Annotated in this window: 21 protein-coding genes; 9 read left to right on the forward strand and 12 right to left on the reverse strand. The window is 69.0% G+C overall.

The genetic code is table 11. The features are described 5' to 3' along the window. Nucleotides 1-96 precede the first annotated feature (96 nt). Together ACP59X_RS14045 and ACP59X_RS14050 are read left to right on the forward strand one after the other, a co-directional pair. Nucleotides 97-306, forward strand: a complete 210-nt coding sequence (locus ACP59X_RS14045) for a TOBE domain-containing protein (RefSeq protein WP_428559379.1) — start codon at nucleotides 97-99, stop codon at nucleotides 304-306. 440 nt (nucleotides 307-746) lie between these two features. Further along, a complete protein-coding gene (locus ACP59X_RS14050; protein WP_428559381.1) occupies nucleotides 747-1,814 on the forward strand; it encodes a polysaccharide deacetylase family protein in 1,068 nt (355 codons plus the stop codon). A gap of 21 nt (nucleotides 1,815-1,835) precedes the next feature. Here the strand turns inward: ACP59X_RS14050 and ACP59X_RS14055 are convergent, their stop codons facing one another. After that, the gene (locus ACP59X_RS14055; RefSeq protein WP_428559383.1) at nucleotides 1,836-2,306 is read right to left on the reverse strand and encodes a hypothetical protein; all 471 of its coding nucleotides are present in this window, start codon (nucleotides 2,304-2,306) and stop codon (nucleotides 1,836-1,838) included. 118 nt (nucleotides 2,307-2,424) lie between these two features. On the opposite strand from ACP59X_RS14055, the gene ACP59X_RS14060 reads away from it, so the two are divergent. After that, a complete protein-coding gene (locus ACP59X_RS14060; RefSeq protein ID WP_428559385.1) occupies nucleotides 2,425-3,870 on the forward strand; it encodes a helicase HerA-like domain-containing protein in 1,446 nt (481 codons plus the stop codon). Between the two features lie 100 nt (nucleotides 3,871-3,970). Here the strand turns inward: ACP59X_RS14060 and ACP59X_RS14065 are convergent, their stop codons facing one another. Genes ACP59X_RS14065 through ACP59X_RS14080 form a run of 4 tightly spaced genes read right to left on the reverse strand, consistent with a single transcriptional unit; the run spans nucleotide 3,971 to nucleotide 7,686 of the window. Next, nucleotides 3,971-5,098, reverse strand: coding sequence for an ABC transporter permease (locus ACP59X_RS14065; protein ID WP_428559387.1), 1,128 nt, complete (start codon nucleotides 5,096-5,098; stop codon nucleotides 3,971-3,973). A gap of 14 nt (nucleotides 5,099-5,112) precedes the next feature. Further along, nucleotides 5,113-6,030 carry an ABC transporter ATP-binding protein gene (locus ACP59X_RS14070; RefSeq protein ID WP_428559390.1) on the reverse strand — a complete coding sequence of 306 codons (918 nt, stop codon included), beginning with the start codon at nucleotides 6,028-6,030 and terminating at the stop codon, nucleotides 5,113-5,115. Beyond that, nucleotides 6,027-7,031 (reverse strand): HlyD family secretion protein, encoded by a 1,005-nt coding sequence (locus ACP59X_RS14075; RefSeq protein WP_428559392.1) that lies wholly within the window; start codon nucleotides 7,029-7,031, stop codon nucleotides 6,027-6,029. Before ACP59X_RS14075 ends, ACP59X_RS14070 begins: the two co-directional genes overlap by 4 nt. Further along, entirely contained in the window at nucleotides 7,018-7,686 is a 669-nt protein-coding gene (locus tag ACP59X_RS14080) for a TetR/AcrR family transcriptional regulator (RefSeq protein WP_428559394.1), read from the reverse strand. The genes ACP59X_RS14075 and ACP59X_RS14080 overlap by 14 nt, the downstream gene beginning before the upstream one ends. Nucleotides 7,687-7,841: 155 nt before the next feature. Here ACP59X_RS14080 and ACP59X_RS14085 point away from each other — a divergent pair, with 155 nt between their 5' ends. From ACP59X_RS14085 to ACP59X_RS14110, 6 genes are all read left to right on the forward strand, one after another. Next, a complete protein-coding gene (locus tag ACP59X_RS14085) occupies nucleotides 7,842-8,648 on the forward strand; it encodes an MlaE family ABC transporter permease (protein ID WP_428559396.1) in 807 nt (268 codons plus the stop codon). A 57-nt stretch (nucleotides 8,649-8,705) separates the two neighbouring features. Further along, entirely contained in the window at nucleotides 8,706-9,155 is a 450-nt protein-coding gene (mlaD, locus tag ACP59X_RS14090) for an outer membrane lipid asymmetry maintenance protein MlaD (RefSeq protein WP_428559399.1), read from the forward strand. A gap of 52 nt (nucleotides 9,156-9,207) precedes the next feature. Next, nucleotides 9,208-9,798, forward strand: a complete 591-nt coding sequence (locus ACP59X_RS14095; protein WP_428559401.1) for a Tgt2/MlaC family protein — start codon at nucleotides 9,208-9,210, stop codon at nucleotides 9,796-9,798. A gap of 71 nt (nucleotides 9,799-9,869) precedes the next feature. After that, nucleotides 9,870-10,694 (forward strand): MlaA family lipoprotein, encoded by an 825-nt coding sequence (locus ACP59X_RS14100; protein WP_428559404.1) that lies wholly within the window; start codon nucleotides 9,870-9,872, stop codon nucleotides 10,692-10,694. Nucleotides 10,695-10,747: 53 nt separating this feature from the next. Continuing rightward, complete coding sequence (locus ACP59X_RS14105; RefSeq protein WP_428559407.1) at nucleotides 10,748-11,608, forward strand: AraC family transcriptional regulator; 861 nt, start codon at nucleotides 10,748-10,750, stop codon at nucleotides 11,606-11,608. 31 nt (nucleotides 11,609-11,639) lie between these two features. Beyond that, entirely contained in the window at nucleotides 11,640-12,728 is a 1,089-nt protein-coding gene (locus tag ACP59X_RS14110) for a DMT family transporter (protein WP_428559409.1), read from the forward strand. A gap of 30 nt (nucleotides 12,729-12,758) precedes the next feature. On the opposite strand, the gene ACP59X_RS14115 is transcribed toward ACP59X_RS14110, so the two are convergent. The 7 genes from ACP59X_RS14115 to ACP59X_RS14145 form a co-directional block, all read right to left on the reverse strand. After that, nucleotides 12,759-13,787 carry an SPOR domain-containing protein gene (locus ACP59X_RS14115; protein ID WP_428559411.1) on the reverse strand — a complete coding sequence of 343 codons (1,029 nt, stop codon included), beginning with the start codon at nucleotides 13,785-13,787 and terminating at the stop codon, nucleotides 12,759-12,761. 35 nt (nucleotides 13,788-13,822) lie between these two features. After that, nucleotides 13,823-14,200, reverse strand: a complete 378-nt coding sequence (locus tag ACP59X_RS14120; protein WP_428559414.1) for an Hpt domain-containing protein — start codon at nucleotides 14,198-14,200, stop codon at nucleotides 13,823-13,825. 44 nt (nucleotides 14,201-14,244) lie between these two features. Continuing rightward, nucleotides 14,245-15,255 carry a L,D-transpeptidase gene (locus ACP59X_RS14125; RefSeq protein WP_428559421.1) on the reverse strand — a complete coding sequence of 337 codons (1,011 nt, stop codon included), beginning with the start codon at nucleotides 15,253-15,255 and terminating at the stop codon, nucleotides 14,245-14,247. 72 nt (nucleotides 15,256-15,327) lie between these two features. After that, nucleotides 15,328-16,233: a nitroreductase family protein gene (locus ACP59X_RS14130; protein WP_428559424.1), complete on the reverse strand. Its 906-nt coding sequence runs from the start codon at nucleotides 16,231-16,233 to the stop codon at nucleotides 15,328-15,330. Between the two features lie 44 nt (nucleotides 16,234-16,277). Next, nucleotides 16,278-16,973 (reverse strand): C40 family peptidase, encoded by a 696-nt coding sequence (locus tag ACP59X_RS14135; protein ID WP_428559426.1) that lies wholly within the window; start codon nucleotides 16,971-16,973, stop codon nucleotides 16,278-16,280. Continuing rightward, nucleotides 16,970-18,325: a sensor histidine kinase gene (locus tag ACP59X_RS14140; RefSeq protein WP_428559428.1), complete on the reverse strand. Its 1,356-nt coding sequence runs from the start codon at nucleotides 18,323-18,325 to the stop codon at nucleotides 16,970-16,972. The genes ACP59X_RS14135 and ACP59X_RS14140 overlap by 4 nt, the downstream gene beginning before the upstream one ends. A gap of 90 nt (nucleotides 18,326-18,415) precedes the next feature. Then, nucleotides 18,416-19,204 carry a DsbA family protein gene (locus tag ACP59X_RS14145; protein WP_428559430.1) on the reverse strand — a complete coding sequence of 263 codons (789 nt, stop codon included), beginning with the start codon at nucleotides 19,202-19,204 and terminating at the stop codon, nucleotides 18,416-18,418. Nucleotides 19,205-19,240: the final 36 nt, after the last annotated feature.

A 19,240-nucleotide genomic window follows, 5' to 3' on the forward strand; every position in this document is an offset into this window, starting at 1 on the left:
GCGTGACAGCCAAAGAGAAATACTGACAGCATTGACCCTTTTGTTTCCCGGTTGGTATAGTCGCATCTTCTGACAACCTCCAACCAGGAGACGTGCATGAAAGTCAGCGCCCGAAACCTCATCCCCGGCACCATCAAATCCATCACCAACGGCATGGTCAGCAGCGAAGTGGTCATCGAGATCGCTCCGGGCGTGGCCATCACCTCGGTCATCACCAAACATTCCGTCGAAGACATGGGCCTCAAGGAAGGCGACGCCGTCAAGGCCATGGTCAAGGCCTCGAGCGTGATGCTGGTCACCGAGTAATCCCTAACCCAAGACCAACAGGTTCGTCCGACGCCCAGCCGGCCCCGGTCCGATGGCGGTCGACCGGGGCCGGTGCTTGCACCCGGCCTTGCCGGTGAGGTTGCCGCCGCCACCGCTCGCCCCCCGGCCACGGCCGCAATCGTCCCACGGCCGGTTGCCCCACGGCCACGCCAGCCCCTGAGTCAGGCCCGTTCCCCGGCCGCGTCTGTCCCCCGGCCCTACGGCTGTTTCGCGTCCACGGCTGTACCCCGGTCAGGCCCATTCCCCGGCCGCGTCTGTCCCCCCTTCCCTCTGGGTGCCCCCCTCCACGGCCGTTCCCCGGCCGCCTGGCCCCTGCCCCCCCCGGCCAGGTCTGGCCACTCCCCCACGCCTTGCCAAAGGCCGCGGCCCGGTGGCATCGTGCCCGGGCGCGGCCTCCTCGAGCCGCCCGGGAGGCTTTCTTGAAACAATCCCTCGCCATGCTCCTGGCCTTGCTCCTGGTCTTGACCCTTGTCCTTGGCGCCGCCGCCGGCCGGGCCGGGGCCGGCGGTTCCCGGGCGGCCTTCGACGCCGTGGCCGGGCCGGACACCCGCACGGTCCAGCCGGCCGAGAAGAAATCCGGCCGCGTCACCGCGCCCGATCGCTCGCCGCCGGCCGCCACGGCCTTCGCCCAACTGCCCCCCCTGCCGCCGGGCCTGGCCGGCTCCATCCGCCGGGTGGACACCCACGGCGAGAAACTCGTGGCCCTGACCTTCGACCTGTGCGAACTGGCCGACCAGGTGTCCGGCTACGACGGGGCGGTGGTCGAGGCCCTGCGCGCCGCCGGGGCCAAGGCCACCTTTTTCGCCGGCGGCAAGTGGATGCGCTCCCACCCCCGGCGGGCCATGGAACTGCTGGCCGACCCCCTGTTCGAAATCGGCAGCCACGCCTGGACCCACGGCAATTTCGGCCGGCTGGACTCCCCGGCCATGGCCCGGGAGATCGCCTGGACCCAGGCCGAATACGCCCTGTTGCGGCAGGAGGTCGCCCGCCTGGCCCGGGAAAAAGGCGTCGGCGAGGCGGAAATCGCCAAAATCCCGGCCGTGCCGACGCTTTTTCGCTTCCCCTACGGCCGCTGCACCGCCCAGGCCCTGGCCCTGCTCGGCAACATGGGCCTTTGCGCCGTGCAGTGGAGCCTAACCTCCGGCGACCCGGACCCGGCCTCGACGCCGCAGCGCATCCTGGACACCGTGTTGGCGCGCATCCGCCCCGGCGACATCGTCATCGGCCACGCCAACGGCTTCGGCCACGGCACGGCCGAGGCCCTGCCCCAGCTTTTGGCCGCACTGGCCAAGCGCGGCTACCGCTTCGTGACCGTCAGCGAACTGCTGGCCGCCGGCCGGCCGGTGGCCGCCTCGGACTGCTACGACTCCCATCCCGGCGACACGGCCCGCTACGATGCCCTCTTCGACGACGGCACCCTGCATCCGCGCAAAAAAAGCGGGCCGCGACCGGAACCGCGACCCGCCACCATGCCAAAGGAGCAATAAAAGGTCAGAACTGACTGCGAATTACTGGGCTGCCGGCGTTTTGGCCTCGGGCGCGGCCTCGCGGCGGAAATGGGTGACCGAAGCCACCTTGGAGTCCTTGCCGGCTTCCAGGTACTTGACGATCATGGTGTTCTTGCCGGTCAGCTTGCCGAAACAGGTGCCGTCGTCGTCGGCCATGAAGACCATGGCCCCGTCCAGGACGCCGACCACCGCCTCCTTGCCCTTGGCCGAGGCTTTCGTGCCGGAGAAATTCGGGCCGTCCTGCTTGTCGATGGTCAACGTCCAGTCCATGTGCTGGAATTTCGGGCTGTCGGAAGGCTCGACATGGCTGGTCTTGCCCATGGACACGGTGTCGGACATGCCCTTCCACACGCCCGTGATGTCGGGAACGGCTTTTTCCTTCTTTTCCTTGTGCTCGGCGGCCAGGGCCGGTACGGCGATCAGGATGGCACCGACCAGGCAGGCGAGAAGCAATGCGCGCAGGCGAACCATGACACCCTCCGTTGCGGACGTTTCGCCCGGCACCGTGCGACGGACGGCCGATGACGGACCGTTTATGGGAAACAACCTACCGGATGACGCTTCGTCGTTTTAGGAGAAAGGAGCAGCCATGACAACCGATCGCCAACCGATTCTGGTCGCCAGGGGGAAAGCCGACTGCCTGCTGTTGCCCGCCATGGCCAACCGCCACGGCCTGGTGGCCGGGGCCACGGGCACGGGCAAGACCGTCACCTTGCGCGTCCTGGCCGAGGCCTTTTCGGCCCGGGGCGTCCCGGTCTTCCTGGCCGACGTCAAGGGCGACTTGTCCGGGCTTGGCGCCCCGGGCGGCGACAACCCCAAGATCGCGGCCAGGGCCGGGGAACTGGGCCTCGACCTTTCCCCCCAGGCCTTTCCCGTGGCCTTCTGGGACGTCTTCGGCCGGTTGGGCCATCCGCTGCGCACCACGGTTTCGGAGATGGGGCCGCTGCTGCTGTCCCGCCTGCTGGGCCTCAACGAGACCCAGACGGGCGTGCTGGAGATCGTTTTCCGGGTGGCCGACGCCTCCGGCCTGCTGCTGCTCGACCTCAAGGACCTGCAAGCCATGACCGCCCACGTGGGCGAACACGCGCCCGAGTACCGCACGCGCTTCGGCAACGTCTCGGCGGCCTCGGTGGGGGCCATCCAGCGCGCCCTGGCTTCCCTGGGCGACCAGGGCGGGCAGGCCTTTTTCGGCGAACCGGCGCTGGATATCGACGACCTGCTCCAGACCGACGCCTCGGGCCTTGGCGTCATCAACATCCTGTGCGCCGGCGCGCTGCTTGCCTCGCCCAAGGTCTACGCCGTGATGCTCCTGTGGCTTCTGGCCGAACTGTTCGAGCGCCTGCCCGAGGTGGGCGACCCGGACAAGCCCAAACTCGTCTTTTTCTTCGACGAGGCCCATCTGCTGTTTGCCGACGCGCCCAAGGCGCTGCTTGAAAAAATCGAGCTGACCGTGCGGCTGATCCGCTCCAAGGGCGTGGGCGTTTATTTCGTGACCCAGTCGCCCCTGGACCTCCCGGACACGGTGCTCGGCCAGCTCGGCAACCGGGTGCAGCACGCCCTGCGGGCCTTCACCCCCCGCGACCGCAAGGCCGTGGAAGCGGCGGCGGCCACCTTTCGCCAAAACCCGGCCTTCGACGCGGCCGAAGCCATCACCGAACTGGGCGTGGGCGAGGCGCTCGTTTCCTGCCTGGACGGGCGCGGCCAGCCGGGCGTGGTCGAGCGGGCCCTGATCGTGCCGCCGGCCAGCCGGCTGACGCCCCTGACCGAGGCCGAACAGCGGGAGATCGTGCGGGCAGGCAGCCTCTTTGGCCACTACGAACAGGCCGTGGACCGGCAGTCGGCCTTCGAGCTCCTGCGCGACCGGGCCGAAAGCCGCGAGGAGCCGGAGAAGCCGGCCAGGCCGGACAAGCCCTCCCAGGCCGAGAAGCTGCTGACGGGCATGGCCCAAAGCGCCCTGCGTTCCATCGGCACGCAGATCGGCCGGCAGATCGCCCGGGGGCTGCTCGGGGCGATCCTCGGCGGGTCCAAGCGGTAGTCCGGCCCTCGCGGGACCAAGGGCCGGCCTTTGGGGGCAAGGCCCGAAAACAACACGTTCTTTCGAAAAATACCGCCGCGTTCGGTGGTTCCGGCCAAGGCTAATCGAGGGTCTGGCGGTAGCGCTTGACGCCAAGCCCCAGCGACACGAGCAGAAACAGGCACACCGGCCACATGTGGGGCAGGATGTCGAGGAAGCCGTTGCCCTTGAGCACGATGCCGCGCACCACGCGCAGGTAGTGGGTCAGCGGCAGCACCGAGCCGAGCCACTGGGCCCAGACCGGCATGCCCTGAAAGGGGAACATGAAGCCCGACAGCAGGATGCTCGGCAGGAAAAAGAAGAACGACATCTGCACGGCCTGCAACTGATTCTGGGCGATGGTGGAAAAGGTGATGCCCACGCCCAGGTTGGCGGCGATGAAGGGAAAGGAGACGCAAAACAACAGCGGCAGGCTGCCGACGATGGGGACGTGGAACAGGAGCAGGGCCGCCAGGACAATGAGCCCCATCTGCAGATAGCCCACGATGATGTAGGGCAGGATCTTGCCGAGCAGCACCTCCACCGGCCGCACCGGCGTGATGAGCAGGTTCTCCATGGTGCCGCGCTCGCGCTCGCGGGTGATGGCCAACGAGGTGATGATCACGAGCGTCATGGTCAGGACCACGCCCATGAGCCCGGGCACGATGTTGTACTGGGTGACGGCCTCGGGGTTGTAGCGGGCGTGCAGGCGCAGGTCCACCGGGCCTTGCCCGGCCCGCAGGGGCAGCAACGGCCCGGTCAGGTCGCGGGTGAAGGCGTCGGTCGCCGCCTGGCGGATGGCGGCCACGGCGTTGGAAGTGGCCGAGGGGTCGGTGGCGTCGGCTTCGAGGAGCACCACCGGCCGGTCGCCGCGGATGAGGTCGCGGCCAAAATTGGGAGGAATGGTCAGCACGAACTGGATGCGGCCCAGGCGCAGCAGTTCGTCGGCCTCGGCCTCGCTGGACAGTTCCTTGGTGAAGGCGAAGTAGAGGCTATTTTTCATGGCCGCGGCCATGTCCCGGGAAAACACCGAACGGTCGTTGTCCAGGATGGCCGTGGGCAGATGCTTGGGGTCGGAGTTGATGGCGTAGCCGAAGAGGATGAGTTGCAGGAGCGGTATGCCGACCATCATGCCGAAGGTCAGGCGATCGCGGCGCATTTGCGTGAATTCCTTGGACACCATGGCCGCGAAGCGTTTGGGCGAAAACATGCTTCCCCTCCCCGTCAGGACAAGGCCTTGCGCATGAGGCTGATGAAAACCTCTTCCAGGTTGGAGGGAATCCGGCGAAAAACCAACGGATCGCGCCGAAAGGGCGTAAGGCTCGCCTCCAGGGCGGCCCGGTCGCGGCCGCTGACGTGTAGCGTCACCCCGAAGGCCACCACCTGCTCCACGCCCGGCAGGCCGCGCAGGGTGTCGATGAGGCCATAGAGGTTGGGGCCGCTGACCTCGTAGGTCACCAACCCCTCGGCGGCCACGATTGCGGCCACCGTGCCCGTGGCCAGCAGATGGCCGTAGGCGATGTAGGCCAGGCGGTGGCAGCGCTCGGCCTCGTCCATGTAGTGGGTGGAAATAAGGGCCGTGATGCCCTCGCCGGCCAGTTTGTGGACCTCGTCCCAGAAATCGCGCCGGGCCATGGGGTCGACCCCGGCCGTGGGCTCGTCGAGGAGCAACAGCTTGGGCTCGTGGATCATGCAGGCGGCCAGGGCCAGGCGCTGCTTCCAGCCTCCGGAAAGCGTCCCGGCCAACTGGTCGCGAAACCGCCCCAGGTTCATGCGCTCGATGGTGCGGGCAATGGCCGCCGCCCGGTTGGCCACGCCGTACATGCGGCTGATGAAATCCAGGTTTTCCCGCACGGTCATGTCCTCGTAGAGCGAGAACTTCTGGGACATGTAGCCCACGTGGGGTTTTATGAGCTCCGCCTGGGCCCGCACGTCGAAGCCCAGGCAGGTCCCCGCCCCGTCGTCCGGGCGCAGCAGCCCGCACAGCATGCGGATAAATGTGGTCTTGCCCGAGCCGTTGGGGCCGAGAAAGCCGTAGATCTCGCCGCGGGCCACGCGCATGTCGATGTGGTCCACCACGGTCTTTTTGCCGAAGACCTTGGTGAGGCCGGTGACGTCGATGACCGGGGCCGCCTCGGTCATGCGCCGCCTCCGCCGGGCGTGGCGGCCGGCGCCGCCTCCAGGGACACGTCCACCGGCTGGCCGGGATGCAGCCGGGCCGCCACCTCCGGAGTAAAGCGCCCCTCCACCATGATGACGAGCTTTTCCCGAAAGCCCTGGCTGTAGATGACCGGCGGGGTGTATTCCACCGTGGGCGCGATGTAGGCGACGCGGGCCACGGCCGGCTCCCCGCCGTCGGCGGCCACGCGGATTTCCTGGCCCAGGGCGAGGCCTGCGGCCACGGCCTCGGGCACGAAAAAACGGACCTTGACGTTGGCCGGCGGCAACAGCGTCACCACCGGGCTGCCGGCGGCCACCCACTCGCCCGGGTAGTGGAGCACGTCGTAGACCAGGCCGGCCACCCCGGCCGGCTGGGACATCTGGCCCAGGTTCCAGCGGGCCTGATCCAGGGCGGCCCGGGCCGCTTCCACGGCGGCCTGGGCGGCGAGGACCTGATCGACGCGGCTGGGCAGCTTGCCCGTGGCCAGCTTGGCTTCGAGCTCCCGGACCTGCTGCTGGCTGCGGTCATGGCTGGTGCGGGAGGTGTCGAGCTCCTCCTGGGCGATGACGGACTGGCCGTAGAGCTTGGTGCGGCGGTCGTATTCCAGGCGCGACAAGGCACGCTCGGCCTCGGCCCGGCGCAGGTCGGCCTCGATCTGGGCGATCTCCTCCGGGCGCAGGCCCTTTTGCCTGTCGCGAAGCGTGTCCTCGGCCTGCCTGAGCTCGGCCTCGGCCAGGGCCACGCCCTGGGCCTCGTAGGCGTGCTCCAGGACGTAGAGCAACTGCCCGGCCGCGACCCGGTCGCCGCGCGCCACGGGCAACGCGTCGAGCCGCCCGCCAATCTTGCCGGCCACGTAGACGAACTCCCCTTCGATATAGCCCTGGAAGGCCACCGGCCCCGTGGGCTGGCAGCCGGCCAGCAGCGCCAGCAACACCAGGAAGGCCAGCCCCGGGGCGGCCGGGCCGCGCCTACGCGTCTTCATGGGGCACCTCCACGGTTTGGTCGCCCATCGCCCCGCTGGCCAGGCCCCGGCCGAGCAGCCCGCCCACGAAATCGGCCGCCGCGGACAACGGCAGGTCGAGCCGCAGCCCCATCTCCTGGGCCGCGGCAGCGAACCGGGTCCGCAACGGCTCGGACAGGCTGTAGACGACCATGGCCCCGACCAGGGTCATGTGGACCAGCACCGGCTCGGCGGCCACAAGCGACCCGTCCTTGCGCCCGCGCTCCAGGATGCCGCGGGTGACGCCGAAAATGCGCCGGAACTCGACCATGGCCGCCGCCGGCATGGAGGCCCCGCCCGAGGCCATCTCCAGGGCCATGATGCGCGGCAGCATGGGCAGCCGGGCAAAGAGCTCGGCCAGGGCGCCGGCCAGGGCGGCAAAGGGCCCGCCTTCGCCACCGGCGGTCGCCGCCGCCCGTTCCAGCGTCCCGGCCACCTGGCCGAAGAGATGGAGCAGCACGGCCTCGTAGAGTTTTTCCTTGTTGCCCACGTGGTAATACAGCCCGGCCTTGTTGACCCCGGCCCGCTTGGCGATGGCCTCGACCGTGGCCCCGGAAAAGCCCACCCGGCCGAATTCCACGGCCGCCGCCGCGAGGATGCGCTCGCGAGCGCTGGGGGCCGCATCCGTTTCAACCATTTTGTCCAACCTCTTGGTTTAAACAAATGGTTAAACCGTTTTTTCCACCCCGTCAAGGCCCGGGAAGGGGCGAGGACGCTTCCCTTTCCCATGAAGAAGGTGTAACGCGGAGCGCGGCCGGTTCGAAAGAAAGGGCCGACAAGCAGCAACACACCATGAACGACGCTCTCACCCTGCTTTTGTCCCCCGTGGCCCTGGTCGGCCGGACGGTGCTGTCCATCGTGGCCGAAATGGGCGGGTTCTGCATTTTCCTGTTCCAGGGCCTGTACCGGATCGTGGTGCCCCGGCCGTCGGTGGGCAAGATCGTGCAGCAGGTCTATTTCATCGGCGTCAAATCCATCTTCGTCATCGTACTGATCGGCCTTTTTACCGGCATGGTGCTGGGGTTGCAGGGCTATTACACCCTGGTCAAGTTCGGCTCCGAGGGCCTGCTCGGCGCGGCCGTGGCCCTGTCCATCATCCGGGAGCTGGGGCCGGTGCTGACGGCCATCATGATCACCGGCCGGGCCGGTTCGTCCATGGCGGCCGAGATCGGCATCATGCGGATTTCCGAGCAGATCGACGCCTTGTGGACCATGGGCATCAACCCCATGCGCTTCCTCATCGCGCCCAAGCTGGCCGCCTCGCTCATCTGTTTTCCGCTGCTCACGGCCATTTTCGACGTGGTGGGCATCGGCGGCGGCTACCTCACGGGCGTGGTGCTTCTGGGCATCAACCCGGGCGTGTATTTCGACCGCATCGACGCGGCCGTGGAACTGGGCGACGTGACGGGCGGGTTCGTCAAATCGCTGATTTTCGCCCTGCTCGTGGCGGCGGTGAGCTGCTACGAGGGCTATTTCACCCATGCCCGGCGGGACGGTTTCGGGGCCAAGGGCGTGAGCCTGGCCACCACGGCGGCGGTGGTGATTTCCTGCGTCGCCATCCTGGTGGCGGACTACGTCCTGACCTCGTTTCTCCTGTGACCCGGCCGGCGGCGGCGAGTTGCAACTTCGGCGGGTTCACCGTAAAAGGCCATTTGCATGAAAAAATACACCATGGAAACCACGGTCGGGATCTTCGTTCTGGCGGGCCTACTCTGTGTGGCCTACCTGACCGTCAAGCTCGGCAAGCTCGACGTCCTCGGCGGCGACCGCTATCCGGTGACGGCCCGCTTCAAGGACGTGACGGGGCTCAAAAGCGGGGCCTACGTGGAGATGGCCGGAGTGCGCATCGGCCGGGTTTCGGGCATAACGCTCGACACCAAGGACAACATGGCCCTGGTGGCCCTGGATATCGACAAGGGCGTGCGCCTGACCGACGATGCCATCGCTTCCATCAAAACCAGCGGGCTTATCGGCGACAAGTTCGTCAAGGTCTCGCCCGGCGGGTCCGACGACGTCCTGGGCCCGGGGGGCGTCATCACGGAAACCGAGGCCTCGGTAGACCTCGGCGACCTTATCGGCAAATATGTCTTCGGGGGCGTCAAATAGGCCAAAGGCCCGCCTACGCCCGGACCATCACAGGAAGTACTGGGAATCCCGTATGAAACGTTTGTTGCGCCAGGCAAGCTTCGCTTGTGCCCTCCTCGTCCTCACCGCCACCGGCGCCCTGGCCGGGCAAGCCACCGAGACCTTGAGCGTCTCCATCGACAAGATCATCGCCCTTCTGGCCGACCCGGCTTACAAGAACCCGGAGACGCGGCCGGCCATGCGGGCCAAGCTCCTGACGGCCATCGACGCCGTGTTCGACATGAAGGAGCTTTCCCGCCGGGCCCTTGGGGCCGACTGGGGCAAGTTCACCCCCGAGCAGCAGGAGCGCTTCGTGGCCGCGTTCGGACAGTTGCTGCAAAATACGTATCTTGACAAAATCGAGAGCTACACCGATGAAAAGGTGCAGTATCTCAAGGAACAGCAACTGGGCGCGGACCGGGTCGAGGTGGATACCAAGGTCGTGGGCAAGGGCAAGGAGATTCCCATCGCCTACCGGCTGGCCAATCACGGCGGCTGGCGGGTCTACGACGTGGTCATCGAGGGGGTCAGCCTCGTGCAGAACTACCGCAGCCAATTCGGCCAGATCCTGGCCAACGAGACGCCGGACGCGCTGATCGCCAAGGTCGCCGCGAAAAAGTCCTAGGCTGGCCGCCGCTACGGCACGAGCCGGGAAGGAAACGACGGGAACGAACGGATCAATCCGGGGAACACATCATGCCGACCACCACGTTACGGAATTTCCTGCTCCTGCTGCTTGCCCTGACCTTGCTGGCCACCCCAGGCTGCCATGCCAAAAGCCAGGCCAACAAGGACTTCGGCAAGATGGCCGCCGACACCTCCCAGGCCCAGCCGGCCAACGCCGTGGCCGCCGGGGCGGATGCGGATTACGCCGAAACGCCCCCGGCGCCCGTGGCCGATCCCTTCTACTACTGGAACAAGTTCTGGTTCGGCTTCAACCACATCTTCTACAGCGGCCTCATGCGCCCCTTCGCCAAGGGCTATGCCCTGGTCGTGCCCCAACTGGTCCGCACCGGCCTGCACAACGCCTATCAGAACTTCATCTTCCCCGTCCGCTTCCTCAACGCCTTGCTGCAACTCAACTTCACCAAGGCGTCCCGGGAATTCGGCCGCTTCATGCTCAACTCGACGCTCGGCATCGGCGGGCTTATGGACGTGGCCAAGGCCGACCCGAACCTCCAGCCCGGCAACGAGGACTTCGGCCAGACGCTCGGCTACTGGGGCGTGGGCGACGGCTTCTACATCGTCTGGCCGCTGCTCGGCCCGTCCACGGCCCGCGACTCCGTGGGCCTGGCCGGTGACGCCGTGGCCAACCCGCTGTTCTGGATCTTCGGCCCCTGGGCCATCCAGGGCGAGGACAACCCCTGGTACCTATCCTACGTCGTCAAGGCCGGCGACGTGTTCAACAACCTGCCCGACACCCTGGAGACCTACGACAGCCTGACCAAGCCGGCCGTGGATCCCTACAGCGCCGTCAAGGACGCCTACATCCAGTACCGCCGCAACGCCGTCTCCGAGTAACCCATTCCACCTCGTCCGCCGCCGCCGCGCCCCCGCGCGGCGGCGGCAACCCCATGCCCCGCCCCACCCGCCCAGCCTCCGACGACCGCACCCTCGACGCCCGCACCCTGCCGTTCCTTGGCCGCGACGCCCTGGCGCTGTGGGCCAGCTTCCGTCGCCGGCGCTTTGCCCGCCACAGCCACGCCGGCTACGCCCTGGGCGTCATCGAGGCCGGGGCGCTGGCCTTCCGCTACCGGGGCAGCCGGCTGGTCGCCCCGGCCGGCAGCGTCAACCTCGCCCAGCCGGACGTGCCCCACGACGGCGAGCCGGCCCTGGCCGAAGGCTGGCGCTACCGCATGCTCTACCTGCCGGCCGAGGCCCTGGCCATGGTGCTGCCCGAAGGCGCGCCGCTGCCTTTTTTCCGCCAAGGGGTCATCGAGGACCCCGGCCTGGCCGCCCGGGTGGCCGACGTCCACCGGCTGCTGCTGTCCCGCCGGGCCGGCGAACTGGCCCGGCAGACGCACCTGCTGTCGCTGCTGGCCGCCTGGGTCGCCCGCCACGCCGACACGGCCCCCCGGCCGGCGCCCCTTGGCCCCGAACCCCGGGCCGTGCGCCTGGTGCTGGACATCCTCGAGGCGCGCTACGTGGAGAACGTCTCCCTGGCCGAATTGTCCGCGGCCACGGGCCTGACCCCCTGGCACCTGTCCCGGGTCGTGACCCGGCAGACGGGCCTGCCGCCCCATGCCCACCTGCTCGCGCGGCGCCTGCGGGCCGCCCGGGAGGCCCTGGCCGGCCCGGGGCGGTTGGCCGACATCGCCGCCACCTGCGGTTTCGCCGACCAGAGCCACATGACCCGGGCCTTTGCGGCCCGATTTGGCCTCACCCCGGCCGCCTACCGCAAGATCGTGCAAAACAGGAGCGACGGCATCTCCTAGCCTGCGGCGAAATACTCTTGCCGGAGGCCCCATGTCCCCTCGTTGCAAAGCCGTGTTTTCGCTGGCGGCAGCCATGGTCCTGGTCGGTTCGTCGGTGGCTGTCGGCCGCATCCTAGTGGCCAGCCTGCCCATCCATTTCGCCTCGCTGGTCCGTTTCCTCCTGGCCAGCCTCGTCCTGGCCCCCCTGGTCGTCCTGGTTGAAGGCCGGTTGCCCCGCCCGTCGCGGCGCACCCTGGCCATCCTTGGCGGCCAGGCCCTGTGCGGTTCGTTCCTGTTCACCGTGTGCCTGCTGGGCGGGTTGCGCCTGACCGGCGCGGCCGAGGCGGGCGTGGTGGCGGCGGCCACGCCGGCCATGGTGGCGCTCCTTGGCTGGGCGCTTTTCCGGGAGCGGCCGGGGCGCCTGGCCTTGGCCGGCATCTTGGCCACCATGGCCGGCATCGCCTGCCTGCATGTCGGGGTCGACGCGGCGCCCTCCGGCCCCTCGCCCCTGGCCGGCAATGCCTTGGTGCTGTGCGCCGTGGCCTTCGAGGCCGTATTCCTGCTGCTGCGCCGGGCGGTGACCGAGCCGTTGTCCCCCATGGCCGCGGCCCTGCTGGTCTCGCTTTGGGGCACGGTGCTGTTTCTCGTGCCGGGATTGTGGCAGGCGGCGAGCCTGCGCCTGGCGGATATGACGCCGCAAGCCGTGGCCGCCGTGGCCTACTACGCCCTCGGGGTGACGGTCGCGGCCTACATCCTGTGGTTTTACGGCGTGGTGCGGGTGGATGCGGCCACGGCCGGCGTGGCCACGGGGGTGATGCCCGTGGCGGCGCTTTGTTTCGCGGCGCTGTTGTGCGGGGAGCGCATCGGCTGGCCCGAGGTGGCGGGCTGCGCCGGGGTGTTGGCCGGCATCCTGTGCCTGGCCGGCGGCGGGAAGACGGCCCGGGGCAACAAAACAGCCGACGGCGCAAAAACGACCGCTGGCGGAAAGGCGGCCCAGGGCAAGAGGACAGCCGTCAGCAAGAAAGTGGCCTCCATCGGAAAAAGGGCCGATGGCGGGAAGGCTGTCAACGACAGGCAAGCGACCGGCGGCGGGAAGGCAGGCGGCGGGAAGCCGGCCGAACCGGCGGAGGTGACGCCGTGACGTTCCCTCCGGCCGGCTCGGGCCAAGGCGTCAGGAACCGGTTTTTTTCGGCGGCGGCACGTAGCCGTCGGGCAGGGGCGGGGCCGGTTCGACGATGGGCGGCGCGATGGGGGCCGAAACCTTGGGCGCGGCCCCGGCTGGGGCCTGGCCTGCGGCGGCCGGCCCGGCCTTGGCCGCTGGCGCCGCTCCGAGGGGGCGCTCCTCAGCCAGGCGCGGCTCGGTCACGCCGCAGCCCAGCAGTTCGGCCTCGAGTTCGGCCCGGCTGCCTTCCTTGGCGGCATAGACCTTGTAAAAGGTCTTGTTGTTGAGCTTGCCCTGCTCGATGCGGGCGGAAAAGCCCCTCGCCTCCAGGTTGGTGAGCAGTTCCTTGGCCGATTCGGCATGGGCGAAAGCGCCCACCTGGAAGGTGAAAAAGGCATGATCGCCGGGTGCGGCGGTGGCCTCGGCCGGCCTGGCCACGGCGGGCGGCGTCGGCGAGGCCGGCTGGGGCGCGGGCCTGGCCGGTGAGGCCGCACCCGCCTTGGGCTGCCCGCCGGTCGGCTGATCGAACAGGGAACCCGGCCTGTCCACATCGGGAGCGCCCTGGGGGGCCGGCGTGAAGGGCTTGGGCACGAACCGCTGGTCCGAGGCGGCCGGGCCGCCCGGTACCTGGCCCGCCGGCGGGGCGGCCGCTGGTGCGGCAGCCGGCCCATACGCCGACGGGGCAGCGGAGGGTGCCGCGGCTGGGGGGGCATACGTCGGCGGCACGGCGGTGGGCGCAGCGGCTGGGGGCGCATACATCGGCGGCGCGGCGTTGGGCGCAGCGGCTGGGGGCGCATAGGCCGGCGGGGCCGCACCCGGTGATCCGGGCGTAACTGGCGGTGCGGCCGGCGGCGGCGCGTAGGCCGGCGGCGCCGTGGCCGGGGGTGGCGGCGGCGGCGCGGGCTGGCGGGGCCAGCCGGTATCCGTGGGCGATTCCGGCGCCGGATGGCCCAGTATCTCCTTTTCGAACGTCTTGTCCGTGGCGCAGCCGGACAGGCACAGCACGGCCAGGACGGATGCGGTCAACACAAGCCGCATGACGACTCCTTTGATCAGGGATTGGAGGAAAGGGATCAGGCCGCGACGCCCACCAGCCGGGCCAGGATGTCCCGGGCGGCGTGGAAATCGCGCAGGGCCTCGGCCATGGCGGCCTCATCGCCGTCATCGGCGGCCCGTTCCAGGGCCTCGGCCGCCCGGCGCAGCCCCTCGGCCCCGATGGTGGCGGCGGAGGTCTTGAGGGTATGGGCGTGCAGGGCCACGGCCTTGCTGTCGCCGCAGCCCCAAGCCGCGTCGAGCAGCGAGCGGCGATCCACGACCTCCCGCCAGATATGCCCGAAAATCCGGGCGAAATCGGTCCGGTCCACGCCCATGCGCCGCCGGGCCGTCTCGGGGTCGAAGGCCTCGCGGACCGCTTCGGTCGTATCCAGGCAACAGGGGTACATCCCCTTCATGCGTCCTCCCGGGCAGCCGTGGCGCGGCACGCACCACCGGCGTCCTATTGCAGAAAGACCACTTCCGTGCCGACGTCGATCATCCTGGCCATGTCCTTGCCTTCGTCGTTTCGCATGCGGATGCAGCCGCTGGTGACCGGCCGGCCGATGGAGCCGGGGTTGTTGTTGCCATGGATGCGAAAACCGAAGCCATGGGACAAAATGATCTTAAACGGCCCCATGGGGTTTTCCTTGACCCCGGGCTTGACCACTTCCGGCAATTCCTTGCCCTGCTTGCGGGCCCGCTCCTTCATGGCCGCCGTGGGCCGCCACCAGGGCTCGAAGCTGATGCCCGTGACCACGCCCCAGCCTTGCGGCGCTTCCATGTCCCGGCCCGGCACGGCCACGGTGTAGCTGCGGGCCAGGTGGCGCGAGCCGTCGGGCAGGTTCTCGTACAGGTAGAGCCGGCGCTGGGACAGACGGACCTCGATGGAGTAGCGGTTCTTGCTGGCGGTGAATTCCGCGATCCGTTCATCCAGGCTCCCGCCGGCCTGGCTGCCCGGGCGCGCCAGGTTGGCCAGGTACAGTTCCAACCCGCCGCCGTCGGTCACGGGTTTGTAGGCGAACGGCCTGACCGCACCCGGCGTGGGCGACGTGGCCGGCGCGGGCGCAAACGGTTTCGGGGCGACGGCCGCCTTTTTGGCCGTGGCGGCCGGTTTCGCGGCGGCGGCAGCCTTTTTGCCTTCGTCGGCCGGTTTCGCGGCGGCGCCAGCCTGTTTGCCTTCGTCGGCCGGCTTTGCGGCAGCGGACGGCGCATCGTCGACACCGACGAGCTTGTTGCCCCCAAGGGACCCGCCCACCCCGTCGGTCCGGCTGGCTACCCTGAAGTCGCCGACGGACCCGGCCCTGGTTACCGCCGGGGCGTCCTTTCTTTTTCCCGCCTGGGGCGCGCCCCCGGCCGTCTCCCGGACAAGGACGGCGCTGCCGTCACTGTCCGCCCCCGACGCGCCCCGGCCCACGGCCGGCGCGGCCACGCACAATCCCGCCACCAAGGCGACGACCAGCCAACCCCGCATCGCTCCCTCCCCGGCACCGACGTCCCTCCCCACAAGGAACAGGCAGGCGCCGCCAAAAATCCCGCCCCCGCCTCAGGCGGTCTTGTAGCGCACCACCGGCCGCCGCCGCGACGTCTGGTGCGCAAAAACGATATCCGGCCAGCCCAGGGCCACCACGGCATGGACGGATTCCTCGGGCGGCAGCCCCGCCGCCGCCTTGACGCGCTTGTCGTGGCGCATGGCCTCCACGGCGTAGCCGATCAGGCACGAGCCCAGCCCCAGGGCATGGGCGGCCAGCAGCATGTTCTGGGCGGCCAGCAGGGCGTCCTCGGCCGGGCAGCTCGCCCCGGGCCGGGAACCGATGCATATCGCCGCCGTGGCGCCGTGAAAAAGCCTGTCCGTGCGGTCGCGGTCCCAGCGGGCCAGCGCGGACGCGACGGCAGCGTAATACTCCCGGTAATAGTTCTCAAGCTCCGGCCGACCGAGAAGCGCATAGACTTTTCGAAAAACCGCGTTGGCCGCCAGTTTATTGAGCCGCCGATAGAACCCGGCCACGGCCTCGCCCAGGCTCAGGACCGCCGCCCGCGACGTCAGCACGGTGAACGTCCAGGCCTGGGAATTGGTGCCCGACGGCGCGGTGACGGCCGCGCGCACCAGGTCCTCGAGCATGGGCGCCGGCACGGCCTTGTCCTTGTAGCAACGGCAGGAACGGCGCGAACGCAGCAAATCGAGGAGTTCCTCCGGAGAGAACGCCCCCGGGGCCACGACCGTTCCCGGCGGGGTGAAGGTGGCGAAGCCGTCGGCGAAATTGGGCGGCCCGGGCAGGGTAACGGCCGCGGCCGGGCACACGGCCAGGCAATGGCCGCAGCCGATGCAGGACGCGCCCGAAACCACCGCCCGGCGGCCGTCGAAGAAAAGCACGTCCGAGGGGCAGGCCCGGGCGCAGGCGCCGCAGCCCAGGCAGGCTTCGGGATCGATCCGGGGAGCGGGATGTGCCATGCCAGGTCCTTGTGTGCGTGTCCGCCGTTGCCGCCACCCGGGGCTTACGGCCGCGTGTTGTCCGCCAGGGGCGTCTGCGCCCGGGCCAGGCGCCTGGCCGAGACGAACCAGCGCTCGTAGTCCGTGCCGGAAAGCCGCTCCACGCCCACGCCCCCCCGGCGAGGGCTCGAATGAAGCATGCGCCCGCCGCCGAGGTAGATGCCCACGTGGCTTATGCCCACGGCCTTGTCCGTGGCGAAAAAGAGCAGATCCCCGGCCTCCAGTTCGCCAGGGGCCACCGGAGCGCCCAGGGAGGCCTGCAACCGGCTTTGCCGGGGCAAATCGCAGCCCAGGCGGGAAAAAACGGCTTTGGTGAGCCCCGAGCAGTCGATGCCGGCCGCGTCGTCGCCGCCCAGCCGATAGGGCGCACCCATGTACGGCGCGGCCAACCCCAGGATGCGCTCGCCGCGTTCGGGCAGCGGCCCCATGTCCACGGGCATGGCAACCCGCGGCCTGGCCGGCGGCGGCCCGCCCAGGGCGTCCTGTTCCCGCAGGGCCCGCAGCACCGTGGCGAAATCGGCCTTGCCCTCGTAAAGCGGCTTGTAGTGCTCGTTGACCTTGACCGAACTCGTGTGGAGCATGCCCAGGCTGTCCTCGTAGCCGTAGATGGTCCGGCCAAGCCCGGGGGTGGCCCACAACAGCAACAAAAGCGCCGCCAGCCCCGGCAGGGCGATGCGCTGGGCGCCCGGGCACGGCCTCATGCGCCGCCCCCGTAGGTGAAGCTGCCCACGTCGCCGATGCGCGTGGTCTTGACGCATTCACGGCGGAAGGCGCACAGGGCCTGGCCGCAACGGTCGTGCACGCCCCAGGCGAAACAGGGCGCGAAGCCCTCGCCCTGCTGGATGGCCCGCACGGCGTCGATGGTGGTCAGCCCCGACACGTCCAGGCCCAGTTCCCGGGCCTTGGCCTTGAGCTCGCGCACGTCGAGGCCCAGGGGGCCGTAGAAGGCCTCGCGGCCCAGGCCGTCCTCGGGCGTGTCGAAAAGGCGCATGACCACGGCCGTGCCGCCGCCGTCGGCCGGTTGCAGCACGATGTCGCCGTTGTGCTCCAGCACGGCCTTGCGGGCGATGGTCAGGCCGATGCCCGCCCCGCGCGCCTTGGTGGTGAAAAACGGGTCGAAGACGAAGGGCAGCAGGTCGGGCCGAAGCCCCGGCCCGTCGTCGATGATGCTCAGGATCACGCCGTGGTCGCGCCGCGACAGCGTCACGGCCACCCGGGCCACGTCGCGGCCGGAAAATTCCAGGGCGTTGGATAGCACTTCCTGGAGGGCCTGGCCCAGCAGGGCCGCGTCGGCCACGATCTCGACATCCTCCAGGGAACACACGCATTCCAGGCGCTTGTGCAGGTCCTCGGCCTCCTGTGCGGCCCGGGAAACCACCTCCTCGACCAGCTCGCGCAGCTTGACGGCCGTCAGGCGCGGCTGGGGCAACGAGGCCAGGCGCACCACAGCCGCCACCAACTCCTCCAGCCGCCGGGCCTCCTGGTAGATGATGTCGGGATGTTCGGTGGACAGGAGGCGTTCCTTGTGCTCGCGCAAGAGCTTGAGGGCAAAGCCGCCGATGGCCGCCGCCGGGTTGCGGATCTGATGGGCCACGGACAGGGCCAGGTTGTTGAGGCTTTCGATCATGTCGCATTGCAGGCGATTTTTTTCCCGCAAGACGATGGTTTCCCGTTCCCGGCTGCGATACAGCGCCGTGACGTCGTCGATGAGCAGGGTCACGCCCACGCGCTTGCCGCCGTTTTCCGGGCAGGAGGCGGTCATGGAAAAGCGCCTCGGCTCGCCGTCCGGGCGCAGGTAATCGGTGAGGCAGTGGCGGAAGGCCCGGCCGTGCTCCACGGCCTCGGCCAGGTTGCGGTTGAACTGTTCGTTGGCGGGTTCGGGCCGGGCCAGTTGGTGCCAGTCCTTGCCCTCCAGGCTGTCCGGGGGCAGGCCGAGCAACATCCCGGCCGAGGGGCTGGCCACGAGGACGATCCCTTTGGGATCGAAGACCACCAGCCCCACCGGCAGGGTTTTGATGACGTTGTGGACCAGTATTTGTCTCACGCTTGGCATGACACGACCCCGACCGGTGGCGCACCGGCCTTTCTCCAAATAGGCCTGGTCCGGCCCGATGACAAGCCCCGGTGTAACCGGGCCGCGATGTCAGGGTTTTTTGGCCTTGGCCGCGGCCGCCTTGGGGTCCTTGGCCACGGTCACGAATTCCTCCAGCACCTCGTAGGGCACGGCCCCGCGCACCGGCGCGCCGTTGATCAAGAAGATCGGCGTGCCGTTGAAGCCGAAATCCCTGGCTTCCTTGACGTCGGCGGCGATACGGTCGGCAAGGTCCTTGCGTTCCAGGTCCTTGGCCAGCCGGTCCATGTCCACGCCGAGGTCCTTGGCCAAGGCGACAAGGGCTTCGTCACCCTTTTCCGACACGTCCTTTTGGGCGGCAAAGGCCTTGTCCATGAAGCTCCAGGCCTTTTTGGGGTCCTGGAGGTTGATGGCCTCGAAGTACAGGGCCGCCCGGACGTCGTTTTTGCCCGTGGCGAAGTGCTTGTAGACCAGGCGCACGTCCTTGGGGTGGTTCTGGATGAGTTTTTTGACGGTATCGGCCGCCTGGGCGCAGAAATGGCACAGGAAATCGGAGTATTCGACGATGGTCACGGCCGCGTCCTGGGGTCCCAGGGCCGCCCGCCCGGCGTCCAGGGCCGGCTTGAGGGGCTTGGCCAGCTCGGCGGCGAACCGGGCGCGCTCCATCTCCTTTTGGCGGTTGCGGGCCGTGACCTCGATGACCTCCAGCACGGCCGGCCCCTGCTGCCTTATGGCCTCGACAATGATCTCGGGATGTTCCCGCAGCACTTTCTGCACGCGGTCCAGGTCGTCGTCAGCCCGGACCGGGCCGGCCACGGTCGCGGCCAGGACGGGGGCGATCAGCCAACTCCACTTGCGCATGGGTCCTCCGATGGTTGGTTGCGTCGGCTTGTGCCG

Origin of the sequence: Solidesulfovibrio sp. DCME (assembly GCF_049995385.1) — a bacterium.
In the GTDB taxonomy this organism is placed as follows: Bacteria; Desulfobacterota; Desulfovibrionia; order Desulfovibrionales; family Desulfovibrionaceae; genus Solidesulfovibrio.